Genomic DNA, 15,073 nt, shown 5'->3' with positions numbered 1-15,073 from the left:
TACTCGGCCCGTGACGATGTTCAGGAGAAAAGATTAAATTCACTGCACCACTTCACACAAATATGAAAAAATTGATTTTCATTATTGGTCTCCTCATATTGATTGCCCCTGCAGCCGCCCAGGTGTCAGTAACATACGAGATCAGCCAGGATAGAATACTCGTGGGCGATGAGGTGGAATGTTTCCTGATAATAAAAAACCCGAATCCAATCCCGGAGAATCTCCGAAGCATTGTATTCTTTTCAGACCTCATTTCACCGAGAATCTTCTCTGAAGTGGGAGTGATACCCCCCAACTCAGAATATCGCCTCCCGTTCATCTTCAAAGCCGAAAAAGAGGGGACACATATTGTTGAGGTGAGTGTGAAAACATACAACGGGATCATAAGGACATACATACCTTTCACAGTCGAAAGCGCTGAACCGGAACTGGTTCTAAAGACCGGCGAGATATATCTCGGAGAAAAGAACGTGATTTCTGTCTCGGCCATCTGGGATTCTGCGGTAAGAATTAAACCACTATTCAACGCTTCCCCTTCAGAAAGTTATGGGAACGACTTTGAATTTGTTTTCACACCAGAAAAACCGGAAAAACTCCGTTTTGAAATAGAATACAGCAACGGAAATAACATCCACAGTGTCATTAAGGAAGTGAATCCAGTGTGGATCACATCATCTGGGGTTACCCTTTCCGTTACATATAATCGTAACGCATACGCAAATGAGGCTGTTGAGGTTTCTGTCAAGGTAGCCAACCTCAAAAAATCGCCGATAAATTCCCTAAGCATAACCATTGGTGGGGACGAGAGGTTCATTCCGGAGCTGAAGCCAAACGAGACCTGGGAAGGGAGTTTCTACGTTCAGCCAGAAAAAGGCGCCGATGTTACGCTGAAATACAGGGATGAACTTGGAAAGGAACATGAGATGACGAAAAAGCTCGAATTCAACACAATTAACGAAAGTGCGGTCCAGATATGCGGATATGAATTCGATGACAGCACACTTACAGGAGAGGTGTGCAATCTCGGATCAACCGAGGTTAAAAACGTCATAGTCCGCTTTGGAGGTAAAAGCTATTTTGTCGGTTCGATTCTTCCTGAGGATTACGAAGTGTTCTCGTTCAAGGCAGAGGGCAATGGAACGATCGAGGTCAGCTGGAAAAACCTGGCAGGTAACGTGCTGACGATCTCGTCATTTGCTGAGGAGAAAAAAGTGGAACTGAAAAACGCTGAAGGAGGAAGAGAAATCCTCTACGCCTCCGCAATCGTGTCGGTGGCAATAGTGTTGCTTGCAATTCTGGCATTCAGGAGAAAATGAAGGTTGTGGTATTCGACAACGTCAAAAAAGTGTACAGGACGGAATTTTACGAGGTAAAGGCACTTGACGGCATAAACCTGGAAATCGAGAAGGGAGAGTTTCTGACAATCATGGGGCCGTCTGGCAGTGGAAAAAGCACAATGCTTAACCTGATTGGCTGCCTTGATAAGCCAACTGAAGGGGAGATTTACATAAACGGCGTCGCCACATCCAGGCTCAGTGATGATGAGCTTACAGATCTGAGGAGGGACACCATAGGCTTTGTATTTCAGCAGTTCAATCTGATTCCAACTCTGACCGCCAGAGAGAACGTCGAGCTACCCATGATTTTCAGGGGCATAAGCGAGCAGGAAAGGGGTGAAAGAGCAATGGAGCTTTTGAAACTGGTGGGAATCGAAAAAGAAGCGGAAAGGAAACCGGTGGAGATGAGTGGAGGGCAGCAGCAGAGGGTTGCAATAGCAAGAGCCCTTGCCAACAATCCCGAAATCCTGCTCTGCGACGAACCGACAGGCAACCTCGACTCAAAAACCGGGAAACAGGTTATGGAAATCCTCAGGGTTCTCAACGAAGAGGGAGTTACAGTCGTCCTCGTTACGCACGACGAGTCGCTGAAAGGTTATGCAGATAGAGTGGTTAGACTGAGGGACGGGAGGATCATAAATGTATCTTCAGCTGGCAATTAGAAATCTGAGCAGAGCGAGAGTGAGGAGCGTTCTGGCAATAATCGGGATTATCATAGGCGTTACTGCAATAACATCCATAGGGATTTTTGGGGACAACCTGAAAAAAGCAGTCCTCCAGAGTTTTGGAGATATAGCCAATGAGATCATCATCTCCCCGAATCCAAAAGAGGGGTACAGATTCATTGACGACAGAGACATAGAAACCATACAAAAGTCTCCGTTTGTTTCTCAGGTAATTCCCGTTAAAGCTGATGCCTTTGAGCTTTTATTCCGGGGGGACAGGCGAGTCGTAACAGTCTACGGTCTTGATGAACAGAATGTGGCTGACCTTTTCAAGGTGGAATCCGGAGTTATAAATCTGAAGGCAGGAAGAGCAATAATAGGGAAGTCCCTCGCAGAGGACCTCAAAATAAGGCTGGGAGACAAGATAACCCTGAACGGAAAGATATACAGAATTTCCGCAATTCTCGAAAAAGAGGGGGCAAGGTTCGACATAAATCCAAACAATGCTGTGATAATTTCTCCGAAGGAACATCCCGCAGAGTATTCAGCAGTGATTGTAAAGGTCAAGGACATTGAGGACATTGAACCCTTCAAGAAATACATATCAAGGACAATCAACATGAAAGATGAGAAAGTGGAGCTTCTCGAGATGAAGTCCATACTGAACAGAATAGATGAGGCGTTCGCACAGATGAACCTGTTTCTGATGGCAATAGCTGGAGTGTCCCTGCTCGTGGCCGGTGTTAGTATACTGAACATCATGCTCATGTCAACCATCGAGAGAACGAAGGAAATTGGCATAATGCGTGCAATAGGTGCGAGGAAAAAGGTCATCATGAAAATCTTTCTGCTCGAGGCATCGATTCTGGGAGTATCAGGAAGTCTCGTCGGGGCAGTCCTGAGCATTGCCGGAGGCTACCTGATAACAAAGCTCATACTGGGAGACGTTGCAACAATCTTCAACCTCACAACAGTAATATTTTCTCTCGAAGGATTCTTTTTCGGCATACTCACAGCAGTGATCAGCGGACTGTATCCTGCATGGAGGGCCAGCAACCTTGAACCGATTGAAGCCCTGAGGTACGAATGATTATTTCTTTATGAGAACGTAAACACCAAGCGCCACCATCAGCAGCCCTGCCAGCTCCCTGATGCCGAAGGGGAAAAAGACGTACTCCTCAAGGAGGACGTATGCCCCTATGGCAACAAGCACGATGCCTATGAAGTTCCTGTTCTTCTGGTCATCCGGCGTGTAGTCAGAGGCGGGCGTTTCAGCATCACCCAGACCTCCGGGAATGTTTTCGGCTTTTTTCTCAGGAATCGCAATGGCCATTAAAAAGTATCCGAGAACGAAAACGGGCTGAACAAGGCATAAAAGGATGAAGGCGATCCTCACAATGGCTGGATCAAGTTCCAGATATCTTGCAATGCCTGCAAGCACCCCGAAAAGTATCCTGTCTTCCTTCACTCTGTAAAGCCTTTTTTCCATAGCATCTGTTCAAACACTCAGGTAGATATATTTTTTCAGTAAAACAGATTTTCAGGAATATCAACTCTATCTGAAGGCTCATTAACTATCCTCTTCCGCATCACCTTCCCAAAACTGCCCCATATCTCCTCTGCTGCATCAATATCCTCTCCAAAAGCAACATAGCTCGGACCATTGCCCGAAAGACCGACAGATACGTTCAGGCTCTGAAGCGCATAAACCGGTTCGAGGGGGAGATTCAGTTTCGGACAATAATGCATCGAGTTGAGGAGCATCGCCTCCCTGTATTTTCCCTCCATCGCAAGGTTAAACGCCCTCTCGACGTTCTCTGTGCCTTCTTTCATCATGTCCGGTTTCACATCGCCCCTCTGCCACTCCGGAAGGAGTACGAGAACCTCTCCCTCAAGCTCAACCCTTCGGTAAAGTTTCATCCTCATGTTATCCGAGAAAACAAAACCTCCAAGCAGTGAAGCAGAAGCGTCGTCGAAGGCTCCGGTATAGCTCATCCCGAACTCAAGACTCATTCGCGCATTCAGCCTGAGAATTTTTCCCGCATCAAGCTCCCTTTCCTTAGCTTTGAGAGATGCGAGTAAAAGGGCATTCATAAATGCGCTGCTGCTGCCAAGACCGCTTCGCTCCGGAATTTCGCTCTCCACTCTGAAAACTCCACCTTCAAATTCCGAACTGCGCATGAGCTTTTCGGCGATGGCACTCCTCTCAAGCCTGCCTTTCCTGGATATGTAAAACCCCCTATCATCAGTTTCGGAAAAGACAACTCTCGTTTCAAGGTCTATTCCAAATGCCACTCCCTTAAATGTGGCAAGGGCGTTGATCACCGTCCCGGCGGCATAACTTTTAGATTTGACCTTCATACGTCCTCAAAATCCTGTATAGAGTATCTCTCTGGGCAGGAATTCTGTTTGCAGACTGTATTGCTTCCCTTATCTCTTCAGGACTCATGAATTCACCGCTTGTTGCGCCTGCTGACCTGGATATATTTTCCTCCATCAGAGTGCCGCCAAAATCGTTCGCTCCGGTATGGAGAGAAGCCTGAGCCAGTTTCTTCCCGAGCTTAACCCATGAGGCCTGAATGTTTTCAACAAGCGGATACAGATATATCCTCGATATGGCAATCACAAGCAGGTCTTCAAAACCATTAGAGGGTTTTGCAATTTTCCCGAGCCTGTTGTTCTTGTTCATAAACGGCAGAGGGATGAACTCTGTAAATCCGCCTGTCTCCTCCTGAATCGACCTAATCAGCCTGAGATGCTCAAGCCTGTCCTCCCAGGTTTCAATGTGCCCGTACATCATTGTCGCCGTCGTGGAGATCCCGAGGTCGTGGGCGGTGGTGATCACCTCCCTCCACTCATCTGTCGTCAGCTTATCCGGACATATAACCTTCCTGACCCTGTCAACGAGTATTTCCGCTGCTGTGCCGGGTATAGAATTCAGACCTGCCTTTTTCAGCTCACGCAGAACGTCCTCAATGTCGATACCCTCATTTCTGGCAGCATGATAGACCTCCATGGGGGAGAAGGCATGAACATGGATGTCCCTCGAGACGTCCCTTATCGCCCTCAGAATTGAAACATAAAAGTCCAGCCCGGCATCCGGGAGCAAACCTCCCTGAACCGTTACCTCAGTGCACCCGTAATCCACAGCCTCTTTTACCTTTTTCTTTATCTCTTCCTCACTCAGCACGAACTTTTTTCTATTCCTGTATGAGCAGAAGAGACAGCGGTTGACACAGATGTCTGTAAAATTTATATTCCGGTTTATCACAAAGGTGACTACATCTCCTTTAAGTTCATCTCTAAGCCTGTCGGCCAGCTCAAATGAGCGATACGGGTTTTTTATCAGCTCTTTTACGTTCATTTCGAGCATCTGTATCCCTCTTTATCCGCATAATGCTTTATCAGATGTGCAATTCTCTCACTAAACCACCCCATCCTGACGTACTTCGGATGTATGGGCAATCTTTCTCTGAAGGTGTATTCACCATTTAAGCTTTTTTCGATTTTTTTCAGACTGGGCCATGGATGCTCGGGGTTGATATAATCGGGAGTAACCTCAGATATTCCGCCTATGTCCCTTGCACCTGCATCAAGACAGGCTTTCAGATTTTCAACAAGATTGGGGGGAACCTGAATAACCACATCATCTGGAAGTACTTTTTTCGCATATTCTATTGCATCCAGCAGCTCAGCAATGTCCGGAGTTTTCCAGTCTTCCATGGGAGTTCCTTTTTTGGGTGAAAAGTTCTGAATTATCACCTCCTGAATGTGATCGTAGTTCTCAGCCAGATCAGCTATAACCTCGAGAGAGTAGTACCTGTCCTCTCTGCTCTCTCCAATTCCTATGAGTATCCCGGTGGTAAAAGGAATTTCAAGCTTTCCTGCCTCCTTTATGGTTTTAATCCGCACTTCTGGCTTTTTTCCCGGACTTTTCTCATGACATTCAAGCTCGACCGCCTGCTCAAGCATCAGTCCCATGCTCGCATTCCATTCCTTCAGCTTTTTCAGCTCCTCTCTGTTCAGAACGCCAGCATTTGTGTGTGGAAGGAGTCCATGCTCGACGGCAAGTTTGTTCAGATGTGTCACATACTCTACCATGCCCGCAAAGCCCCTCTCCCGTAGCCAGCCCCTCACATTTTCGAATTCATCCGCCTTCTCGCCAAAGGTGAAAAGAGCTTCAGTAGCAGAACTTGTCCTTTTCAGCAAATTCTCTACCTCAACCTCACCCATTACCTTTCCATCGTTGGTCCTGAAACCGCAGTAATGGCAGTTATTCCGGCATGTCCTTGTGAGAGGGATGAAAACATTCATTGAGTAGGTTACAATCACATCCCCAGTCATTTATTATGGATATTAAAGGTTATGTTTTCTCTCAGGAATCTCGCAACGTCAGACGTGAGGTGATCCAGCACGGTGCCTCTCGCACTCAAAATTTCGAGAGATTCCAGAACCTCTCTGCCATCCTTACCGGAAATCCCGCTCGCTATTATTGACGCCCCAATCGCAGAAATCTTCTTGCCAATTCTGCCAAGATTAACTGCATTGAACTCCTCGGAGACCCTTTTATGGACATGATCCGCAAACCTGCCAGATAGATAGACGGTATCGAAATCCACAATGGCCTTCAGTGAGTGAATTCCCTTCATAACCCATTCGGAGAATATATCGGCGTCAAAGCCCATATTTCTGTCTTCAAAATAGCTCTTAAGCCCTCCTGAAAACACGAGGTCTTTGTTTATGTCCCTCAGGAGATATGCAAGCTCTGCATCTATAGAAGAGAGGCTTGAGAAACCCGGAAAACCGGACGTGCCTCCGAGACCATCAACGATCTTTCCGTTCTCAACAGCAATAAACGCATTGAACCCATATCCAAGTTCTGCAAGAACAAAACTCTGGTCAATCCCAAACTCGTGGAGAACAAACGCCACGGAACAGACCTTGTCGTATGTGCCCATATCAATTCGATTAATTTTCCTGTGATCCGGCACTGTGTTCAGGTGTATGACCGCAGGTACTGTGTAAATCTCAAGTTTCTTTTCTCTCACGAGGTCTATGACCTTTCTCATTCCCATGGTTACGGTTTCATCGAAGTTGAGGGTCATCATTCGAAGATCATGTTCGTCAACCTCATAAATCCGCTTCACGGGTAAACCGTAGCCTGAAAGTCCTGCTCCAGCTTCAATTTCAAGCGAGTCGAGAAATTCAACGAAATCTTCAGGACTGGCTTTGACTGCTGAGGAATCAATCTCAAAATACCTGCCATCTTCAAACACATACACTGCATAGCTTTTCGTCCCGGCATCGATCCCGGCATTTACCAAGGTACCCCCTCCAGATGTGCTTTGATTTTGTCGGTGGTGTTTCTCATTGTCTTGTTGACAAAAACGACAATATCCTTTCCGTCCTTTCTGATGTCGGTTATCTCAAAATCCACCTTGCTTCTCTTCCACTGCTCAAAGAACAGATTCATAACATCAAGACTGCCAAACCTCAGTCTTAGTTTCTCAGATACCTTGCCACCCTGCGCAACCTCCCTTATGCTCTCAACCATGGGCTTCAGAATTGCCATGCCCAGCCTGAGGCACCTCTCCCGGAATTCCTCGTCGCTCTCACTGAACTCAAAGCTCTGGAAACCTTCCCTAACTATCCTGGAGAACATGAAATCCTTGCCGTAATCGTTGAAAAACCTGAAGGCATACTTCAAATCTTCAGCGTTGGTTTGAGAAGTGGTGTACTTCAATGGCGAAAGTTTCATTTCCGGATCCTTGATGACCACGCCTTCTCTTCCTTCCCTGGCCAGATGTGAAATTACATCCCTTATTTCATCATGTGCAACCTCAACATCGTACGTTCCAAAATACGTGGCATGTTTGAGACCATATTCATCGCACAGCCTCAGCTTTTCCTCTACAGGAAGAGGTTTGTTCGTCCGCTCTTCCCTTATGTCGAATACAAAAAAGTCAAGACCCTCCACACCGTACATGCTCTTCGGGACGTAAGGCGATTCCTCGCCTACAGCCTCACAGCAGAGAACAAGGTTGCCATGGTCCTTAAAAAACTCTGGATTTATCAGTTCCCTCGCCTTTTCAGTTGTGTAGGGACAGATGATGCCTCTCCTCGTCATGGCATACAGGTTCTTCCCGAATCTCGCTATCCGCACATTATATCCGTTCATTTTTTCCTCGACAGCAACTTCATTCTCAAAATGCTTTTTCAGGGTGGGGTTCAGAACAAGGGCCCTTTTTATTTTGGGAAAACCTCTCACAATGCGGACGCCATTAATCGTCTTTGCAACAACCGTGCCTTCCTCGATTTCCCCGAATTTCTTATCGAACCTAACCGCTTCAATAACATCAGAAAAGAAAGAATGAGGGATTAAAGCCTCTCTAAGGATTTTCCTTTCCTCAAGAGTTTCTCCCAGGTGCTTTGAAAGGCCAAGACTCTCAGAGACAAACATTTTCTTATTTCGACGAACATAACGCTCTCATCAGATCTCTTTCAGTTATGATGCCCACAAGCTCATTATCGACAACAAGCGCAGAGGACTGGTTGCTGTCTATCATTTTTCTCACAACATCCGATATCTTCGCATCAGGTCTGACAACGAGAGGTTCGCGGTACTTGAGCACATTTTCGTTGTTCAGGATTGCGGTCAATGGCTGGGTGAGAACATCCTTTGCATTTCCGGTTATGAGCTTTTTGAAAGCCTCGCCCGAAAAGTAATGAACCAGCGATGTGGCTGTAATGAGGCCTATGAGAACTCCATCCTTAACAACAGGCAGCCTTCTGAACTTCTTCTGTACCATCAGCTTCATCGCTTCCTCTATTGTCATTTTCGGCTCTGCAGTAATGACGCCCCTTGTCATGAACTCAGAAACCTGCCCGTCACATTTTGTCTGCGAGGCGAGGAAGGTCATCAGGTCTCTTTCGGTGATGATACCCACAACACTCTCCTCGTCATCCACAACAGGTACGCCACCAACGTTGTTATCAAGCATGGTGTTCAGAGCATCTTCCCAGGAACTTGACACCGGGATCGAGAGAACGTTCTTTTCCATAATTTCCCTGACCTCTTCATTTATGGCTGCGATCAGGTTCCCGAGGTATCTCTCCTTAACGAGCTTGTGTTTCTCTCCCCCTCCCAGAAAGTTGAGGATGTCCATGCTCGTTACAATCCCTTCGAGCCTTCTGGTTCCCGCGTCGGCTATAGGGACCCTCCTGAAACTGTATTTAATCATGGTCTTCATGGAGGTCATTATCGTCGACGTGGGGGGGATCGTTATTGCGTTTATGGATGCGATCTCCATCACACTTCCAAATTTGGAATTCTTCCTGTTGTTCGGCATCAGAACCCCTCATCAGAGAGTTTCATAACAGTCCTCACAAACCCTCATTCCATCTGCATCTCTCAGCTCAGCAATTCTTCCGCAAATCTCACATTTTCCGATTTCCGGCTCATCAACAACATACTGCTCTTCTCTTATCAACCCCATGTACTCGCCCAAATCGATTGAGTAAGAGAGCAGATCAGTATCGGTCACAATCCCAACAAGTTCATCGCCATTAATAACGGGCAATCTCCTTATGCCCTTTTTGAGCATGATTGTGCCGGCATCTCTTGTGCTTGTGTTTGGAGACACGGTTATGACAGGATAGCTCATTATTTCCTCAACCAGCACGTCTGCTGGAACCCTGTTCCGGGCAACAACCTTGGTGATTATGTCCCTTTCAGTAACAATCCCAACGGGTTTGGAGTCTTCAACCACAACAACACTGCCCACTCCACATTCAATCATTTTCCTCGAAGCATTAAGCACAGATTCATCTTTTGAGACTGTGCATACTTCCCTGGTCATTATTTCCTTTACTGGAAGGTCTGCGGTCATCACCATCACCCTGCTTAAAGGCAACTCTGAGCAAGTGGTTTTAAATATTTTTACCTTCTTCATGTTTCACTGAAAAAGCAATAGAAACGGATTTTCAACCAAATTGAGAGCCTGAAACGCTTTTTTGAGATAAAACCTATTATAAATTTAGAATGATAAATTATTTAAAATATACTCATGAGGTCTGTATCTACCTCAACAGCCCGGTATAGACAGCCCAGACACCGGTGGATGCAGAGAGGACAATGACACCTGCTACGAGAATCCCCGCGAGAATGAACAGCGTTGCCTTTATCCTGTTCATGCCAAGAAGAAACGCTATCAGACTGCCAGTCCATGCGCCGGTAACAGGGAGCGGTATGGCGACAAAAAGTGTAAGACCGAGATAGCCATATTTTTCCACCTTCTCCCGCCTTTTGTCTGCCAAACCCAGCGCGAACACATAGATTCTGCCAAGAACAGGCAGTTTCCTGAAAAATCTATCGAGCCTCTCAAGAAGAAAGAGTATCAAAGGCACAGGAATGAAATTGCCCACAACGCTCACGGCGTATGCTTCCCCCGGAGAAAAGCCTTTTACAATCGCATATGGTATTGCACCTCTCAGCTCAGAGACCGGTAGCATCGACAGCACAAACACATCAATCCATTCCAAGTTCCATCCCCCTGATAAGATTGACCATCATCTCATTGTAGATGGCATCAATTCCAAGCTCCCTGCCCTTCCTGACGAAGGCTCCATTTATAAATTCTACCTCAGTCCTCTTGCCTTTTTCGACATCCTGGAGCATTGAAGACCTGTTCAGTGAGGTCCTCAGCGCCACGTCCCTTGCCACATTCTCAACATCAACATGAAAACCCAGCCTATCAAGAATTGCCTCACATTCTCCAGCTAATTTTTTCGCAATGGTCCATATCTGAGGAATTTCCACTATTTTGCCGTTTCTAACCCTGCAAATTGCTGTGAGCGGATTTATTACTGCGTTTATTGCTGCCTTTTCCCATATTCTTTTTCCAATGTCGCCAACAACCTCCACATTCATTCCAGCTTTTTTAAGAACGTCTGCAAAGTTACGGGCAGCATCTCCCTTCCAGTCCCCCAGGAAAGTCATGCCCTCTCCCGCATAAACCACATGGCCCGGTTCCTTCAGGTTTGCCCCGTAGGTGGTAACTCCTCCAACGACCGCACTGAAATAGCTTGATAAAATGTCCTCGTTCCCCACTCCATTCTGAAGGCTGCATATTCCCTCAAAACTAACATTCCTCAGCAACTCAGCCGCTTTTTCTGTGTCATAGGCTTTCACAGTGAGAAAAACAAGGTCGGCATCAACGGGTCTGCTGTACACCTCCACCTCGAATTCTCCGTCCATCAACCCGCTAACCCTCAGGCCCCCCTCCCTCAGCGCCCTGAACTGCTCCCCTCTTGCGATAAAAACCACGTCCTGCCCCGATTTCAGCATTAGCGCACCAATCAGGCTTCCCAGAGCTCCGGCACCGAAAACCATTACAGTCATGGTTAAAAGAACTCGTCAATTTTTATCTGTCTTTTCAGCTCGCTTTCAAACAGAGACTGTGTCTCCACTTCAATCAACCTTATCCTCTGTCTGGTGTAGTCGCTCACGTTGTAGGTCTCAGCAAGAGTTTTTGAGAGGTCCAGGTATTTCACTATCGAACCCTCATGGACTGTGAGCGTAAGAGAACCCCCGCACCTCGTACATTTGCCCGCAAGTGGGATTCTCCTGAACTTCTGGTTGCAGTTCACACACCTGAATTCCTGCCTCGAAAATGCCCTGAGGTTACCTATGATGTCCGGCAGAAAGTGAGTTTTTATTACCCTCTCAGCAACATCATGTTCATCCACAGCCCTTATCTTCCTCGCCAGCTCCATTTGATGACTTACCTTATCCTGCATAGATTTCAGCGTCTTGTATGCACTGCTTTTGACTCCAAGAGCAATATCGTCGGTATCGTGGGTGAATTTAAGCCCGAAATACTTTCTCTCATCACCCAGTCTGTCCTCAACCCTCTCAATAACTCCCGAAAATTCCTTAGGATGCGCACATCTTAAAGTCGCAATGTAAAACTCCAGCGGATACCTGTCTGCAACATCCATGTTGTGAACCTCGCCATCGACCTCCTTTGGATCGAGTATTGCCGTCAGAACGAGAGGGGCATCCATCTGGCCACCCCTCTTATCAGGAAGGAATTCTCTCGAAAAGTTGAGCAGACCATCCATGAGAAGCATAACGCAGTCTTCATCCCCATCACAGTTTCTTCTCTTTGCGGCATGGAAATAGGGGTGTGCGTAGCCCGCATTCACATCAGCAAAGCCAATTATCCTTCCCAGAACTCCAGCAGACGTGTGTGGTGCAAGGCCTATCACAAGATGCCCTATCAAATCCTCAGGCTTTTCAGCATTGTAAAACGGCTCAAGACCATAGAATTTCACGAGCAGCTCGTCAACGAATTTGCTCACCCTGAACAGATACTCTCCAGCACTTTTCGAAAGAATCAGATCCTGAGGTTTCAGTTCAACAATCTGATCTTCACTCCTGAGTTCATTCCCGAGGTAGTCATACTCATATCCAAGCTCCTTTAATTTATCAACGGTCAGGCCAATCTCCTTAGGCCTGAAATGAGTCACAGGCAGATCAGTCATGTCGTACCTGACCGTGCCATCCTTAAACACGTAAACCCTGTTTTTCGCCCTCAGTATTCCCTTCTCCATCCTCTCAGGGAATTTATTTCTGGATGTCAGACCTATTACGCCCTTTATTGTGCCATTGCCATCTCTCTCACCAATATTTTCAAGCGCCCTGTGGTAAAGTTCTCTGACGTTTACCTTCCATAGCCTGTACCCCGTTGTCTCTCTCCCGCACCTTTCACAGACTTCATCTTTCGTCCTTATCCCGCAGACGGGGCAGATGTAATGCTGCTCGGTAAAAGCCCCGCAGCTGCATTTGAGATAGAAACTTTCTCTTCCACATTCGGGGCATACTCTCAGCGGGAGTTCAACCTCAATCTCTCCCTTCGTCGCATTGTAGCCTCTGGTGTAATCCACCGCCTTTTTCAGGTCTCTCGTCTTTCCTCCCGCATCCCCAAGCGGAAAGAGCATGTGAGGAGCAGGAGACATCATTCTCTCCTTCGATTTTTCAGGTCTTCCCATTCTCGCCCCAATTCTCGAAGGTGCTTTGGCCCGAATATCAATACATGAAGCTTTTCTTGCAAATTTAAGCCCGTCCGGATGTTCTCCGAGTTCATCAGGCTTCACATCTTTCTGAATTTTCAGGTCATCATTCAGTCCAAGGCATCTCGCCAGAACCTTCCAGCGCTCCAGAACGATGTATCCCTCCCGGATTTTATGCTCAACGAGCAGGTCCTCCAGAATTTCCTTGGCTTTTCTGTCAAACTTTATGATGAGGGCGCTCTTGCCGTACTTGCCCTCAACCTTTCCATTATTCACGATGTGATTCCTGAGGTAAAGGGCATCCTCGGCAGAGATGTCGTGCCAGAGGTATGTGTAATCAGGGTGCAGCGGGACACCGTAATCATCACACAGAGATAGCGCAGTATCTTCGTCAATTCGGGTGTAATCACCCTCCGGTATCTTCCCCCTGACTTCCTGTATCCACCACTCATGGCAGTAGCCCGCAGGAATCAGAGGGTGATTGTTTTCCAGAAAGTCTCCAAAGTTTATGAGTATCTCGCCCATATCCAGAATCTTCTCGACCGAATCTCTGAGCTTCATCGCCTCATCGTATGAATTGACTCTCACAACGTCTCCGTTCTTAAGCCGGACTGTTGGGCCATCGATGCTCGTTACTGGGATTACGCTACCAGCTTTTCCAGGTCTTTCGACTTTGAGCTGCGTGCCAATAGCAATGAACCCCCCTGCAATGACCATTGTTGCAGGATTCAAACCCACTGTCGCAAAACCGGAATTTCTCGCCCTTCCGTATCTCAGCCTGAATCCTCCTTTTCTCGAGGGGTGGCTGAAAACCGGTCTTCCGGCAACAATGTCTGCGAGATACTTGTCTTTCGGTTTTACTGCATCCTTGCTTTCATCCTTTGTCTCACTTCCCCCACTGTCCTTGTTTATGAGCTTGTCAAGCCATTCCCATCCATCTATCCTGATTTTATCGACGATCTTTTTAAGCTTTGGGGCTTTCAGGGCAATGCCCTCAGCGATGACCAGAGCCATTCCGCCCCTTACCCTGTTCGTCTCCACTCTCGGAAGATTTCTGTAACCGGACACCTCAGCATCTTCTGTAGGCTCACCATCAATGCACACCGGACAGTTTTCAACTATCAGCCTTATTTCGTCATCGCTCGGAAGATACTGAAGGTTTGCCACCTTCTTGTAAAGTGGGATTTCCTCACAGTACCTCAATATCTCCTCTTCCGTCGGAATGTACCTGTTAAGCCCGAGCAACCGCCTCACATAGTCAGCAACGAGAACAGATATGACCTGTGCTGTTCCGCCGGCACTCCTTATTGGCCCAGCATAGTATATCTTAACAAATTCGCTACCATCAAGATTCCTGTCCAGCCTTATTTTGGCTATGCCCTCAATTGGTGCCGCAACAACACCCTCAGTCTGAATTGCAACAGCTGCCCTGACAGCCTTATCTATCGCCGTCTCCTTGTCAAGATCCCCAAATTCTCCGGAGACAATGTCCTTAGCTACTCTGAAGCATATTTCAACTCTTGAAAGTCCCGCATTTTCATAATCTTCAATTTTTCTGGCAATCCCATTTATATCGAGGAGTTTTTCAACTCTCTCAGCCATATTTCTTGCAACAGGAATCTCAACGTACGGCTTTGGGTCGAGGCCGAGGCTTCTTGCCCTTTCAGCAAGCCTGTACAGCCTCTCGAGTTCCCTCAGAAGAAACTCGTGATACCTGCGTATTTCTTCGTACAACTTAAAGTTGATTTCTGCAGCCTCATCTCGCGAACCATCATCAAAGAGCGGGAAGAATTTGTCAAGAGTGATGATCATCCTACATGATACCGCTCATGAAAATTTAATACTTGTGATATCGAATCGGTGAAAAAAGTGAAATAATTCTGAAAAAATTCGAACCAGTGTCCCGGCAGGATGACAGAAATTCCCCGGATCGCTCACACAAAGTCCTGCGACCACACACTGATTCCAGAAACCGCATTCCGAGTTGTTTTTCGCAAT

At 46.9% G+C, this 15,073-nt stretch carries 14 protein-coding genes; 3 read left to right on the top strand and 11 right to left on the bottom strand.

What is annotated here, in order from left to right; translation table 11 throughout:
• The first annotated feature begins 62 nt into the window (after nt 1–62).
• The 3 genes from GACE_RS10120 to GACE_RS10110 are packed head-to-tail and all read left to right on the top strand — an operon-like array spanning nt 63 to nt 3,092.
• Nucleotides 63–1,316, top strand: a complete 1,254-nt coding sequence (locus tag GACE_RS10120) for a COG1361 family protein (protein WP_048093183.1) — start codon at nt 63–65, stop codon at nt 1,314–1,316.
• Nucleotides 1,313–1,999, top strand: coding sequence for an ATP-binding cassette domain-containing protein (locus tag GACE_RS10115; protein WP_048093181.1), 687 nt, complete (start codon nt 1,313–1,315; stop codon nt 1,997–1,999). The genes GACE_RS10120 and GACE_RS10115 overlap by 4 nt, the downstream gene beginning before the upstream one ends.
• Complete coding sequence (locus GACE_RS10110; protein ID WP_048093180.1) at nt 1,977–3,092, top strand: ABC transporter permease; 1,116 nt, start codon at nt 1,977–1,979, stop codon at nt 3,090–3,092. Before GACE_RS10115 ends, GACE_RS10110 begins: the two co-directional genes overlap by 23 nt.
• On the opposite strand, the gene GACE_RS10105 is transcribed toward GACE_RS10110, so the two are convergent.
• The 11 genes from GACE_RS10105 to polC form a co-directional block, all read right to left on the bottom strand.
• Nucleotides 3,093–3,491 carry a PspC domain-containing protein gene (locus GACE_RS10105; protein WP_048093179.1) on the bottom strand — a complete coding sequence of 133 codons (399 nt, stop codon included), beginning with the start codon at nt 3,489–3,491 and terminating at the stop codon, nt 3,093–3,095.
• A 35-nt stretch (nt 3,492–3,526) separates the two neighbouring features.
• Entirely contained in the window at nt 3,527–4,363 is an 837-nt protein-coding gene (locus GACE_RS10100; RefSeq protein ID WP_048093178.1) for a shikimate kinase, read from the bottom strand.
• On the bottom strand, nt 4,347–5,375 hold the full coding sequence (gene cofH / locus GACE_RS10095) for a 5-amino-6-(D-ribitylamino)uracil--L-tyrosine 4-hydroxyphenyl transferase CofH (protein ID WP_048093176.1): 1,029 nt from the start codon (nt 5,373–5,375) through the stop codon (nt 4,347–4,349). The genes GACE_RS10100 and cofH overlap by 17 nt, the downstream gene beginning before the upstream one ends.
• Nucleotides 5,363–6,346, bottom strand: a complete 984-nt coding sequence (gene cofG / locus GACE_RS10090) for a 7,8-didemethyl-8-hydroxy-5-deazariboflavin synthase subunit CofG (RefSeq protein WP_048093174.1) — start codon at nt 6,344–6,346, stop codon at nt 5,363–5,365. Before cofG ends, cofH begins: the two co-directional genes overlap by 13 nt.
• Nucleotides 6,343–7,326 (bottom strand): DUF1464 family protein, encoded by a 984-nt coding sequence (locus GACE_RS10085; protein WP_048093173.1) that lies wholly within the window; start codon nt 7,324–7,326, stop codon nt 6,343–6,345. The genes cofG and GACE_RS10085 overlap by 4 nt, the downstream gene beginning before the upstream one ends.
• Entirely contained in the window at nt 7,320–8,462 is a 1,143-nt protein-coding gene (locus tag GACE_RS10080) for an RNA ligase (protein ID WP_048093172.1), read from the bottom strand. The genes GACE_RS10085 and GACE_RS10080 overlap by 7 nt, the downstream gene beginning before the upstream one ends.
• Nucleotides 8,463–8,466: 4 nt before the next feature.
• Nucleotides 8,467–9,351, bottom strand: a complete 885-nt coding sequence (locus GACE_RS10075; RefSeq protein ID WP_048093171.1) for a CBS domain-containing protein — start codon at nt 9,349–9,351, stop codon at nt 8,467–8,469.
• A gap of 12 nt (nt 9,352–9,363) precedes the next feature.
• A complete protein-coding gene (locus GACE_RS10070; RefSeq protein WP_052400333.1) occupies nt 9,364–9,891 on the bottom strand; it encodes a CBS domain-containing protein in 528 nt (175 codons plus the stop codon).
• Between the two features lie 190 nt (nt 9,892–10,081).
• Nucleotides 10,082–10,543, bottom strand: a complete 462-nt coding sequence (locus tag GACE_RS10065; RefSeq protein ID WP_318249211.1) for a COG2426 family protein — start codon at nt 10,541–10,543, stop codon at nt 10,082–10,084.
• Nucleotides 10,530–11,402: a ketopantoate reductase family protein gene (locus GACE_RS10060; RefSeq protein ID WP_048093168.1), complete on the bottom strand. Its 873-nt coding sequence runs from the start codon at nt 11,400–11,402 to the stop codon at nt 10,530–10,532. The genes GACE_RS10065 and GACE_RS10060 overlap by 14 nt, the downstream gene beginning before the upstream one ends.
• Before the next feature lie 2 nt (nt 11,403–11,404).
• Nucleotides 11,405–14,887, bottom strand: coding sequence for a DNA polymerase II large subunit (gene polC / locus GACE_RS10055; RefSeq protein ID WP_084063721.1), 3,483 nt, complete (start codon nt 14,885–14,887; stop codon nt 11,405–11,407).
• Between the last annotated feature and the right edge of the window lie 186 nt (nt 14,888–15,073).

This window comes from Geoglobus acetivorans (genome assembly GCF_000789255.1).
Lineage (GTDB): Archaea > Halobacteriota > Archaeoglobi > Archaeoglobales > Archaeoglobaceae > Geoglobus > Geoglobus acetivorans_B.
Note: the sequence above shows the minus strand (reverse complement) of the source record. Positions and strands in the feature narration are given on the sequence as shown.

Excerpts from the sequence above, each read along its gene's own strand:
- GACE_RS10120 (WP_048093183.1), top strand. The coding sequence starts at position 63 with ATGAAAAAATTGATTTTCATTATTGGTCTCCTCATATTGATTGCCCCT.
- GACE_RS10115 (WP_048093181.1), top strand. The coding sequence starts at position 1,313 with ATGAAGGTTGTGGTATTCGACAACGTCAAAAAAGTGTACAGGACGGAA.
- GACE_RS10110 (WP_048093180.1), top strand. The coding sequence starts at position 1,977 with ATGTATCTTCAGCTGGCAATTAGAAATCTGAGCAGAGCGAGAGTGAGG.
- GACE_RS10105 (WP_048093179.1), bottom strand. The coding sequence starts at position 3,491 with ATGGAAAAAAGGCTTTACAGAGTGAAGGAAGACAGGATACTTTTCGGG.
- GACE_RS10100 (WP_048093178.1), bottom strand. The coding sequence starts at position 4,363 with ATGAAGGTCAAATCTAAAAGTTATGCCGCCGGGACGGTGATCAACGCC.
- cofH (WP_048093176.1), bottom strand. The coding sequence starts at position 5,375 with ATGCTCGAAATGAACGTAAAAGAGCTGATAAAAAACCCGTATCGCTCA.
- cofG (WP_048093174.1), bottom strand. The coding sequence starts at position 6,346 with ATGACTGGGGATGTGATTGTAACCTACTCAATGAATGTTTTCATCCCT.
- GACE_RS10080 (WP_048093172.1), bottom strand. The coding sequence starts at position 8,462 with ATGTTTGTCTCTGAGAGTCTTGGCCTTTCAAAGCACCTGGGAGAAACT.
- GACE_RS10075 (WP_048093171.1), bottom strand. The coding sequence starts at position 9,351 with ATGCCGAACAACAGGAAGAATTCCAAATTTGGAAGTGTGATGGAGATC.
- GACE_RS10070 (WP_052400333.1), bottom strand. The coding sequence starts at position 9,891 with ATGACCGCAGACCTTCCAGTAAAGGAAATAATGACCAGGGAAGTATGC.
- GACE_RS10060 (WP_048093168.1), bottom strand. The coding sequence starts at position 11,402 with ATGACTGTAATGGTTTTCGGTGCCGGAGCTCTGGGAAGCCTGATTGGT.
- polC (WP_084063721.1), bottom strand. The coding sequence starts at position 14,887 with ATGATCATCACTCTTGACAAATTCTTCCCGCTCTTTGATGATGGTTCG.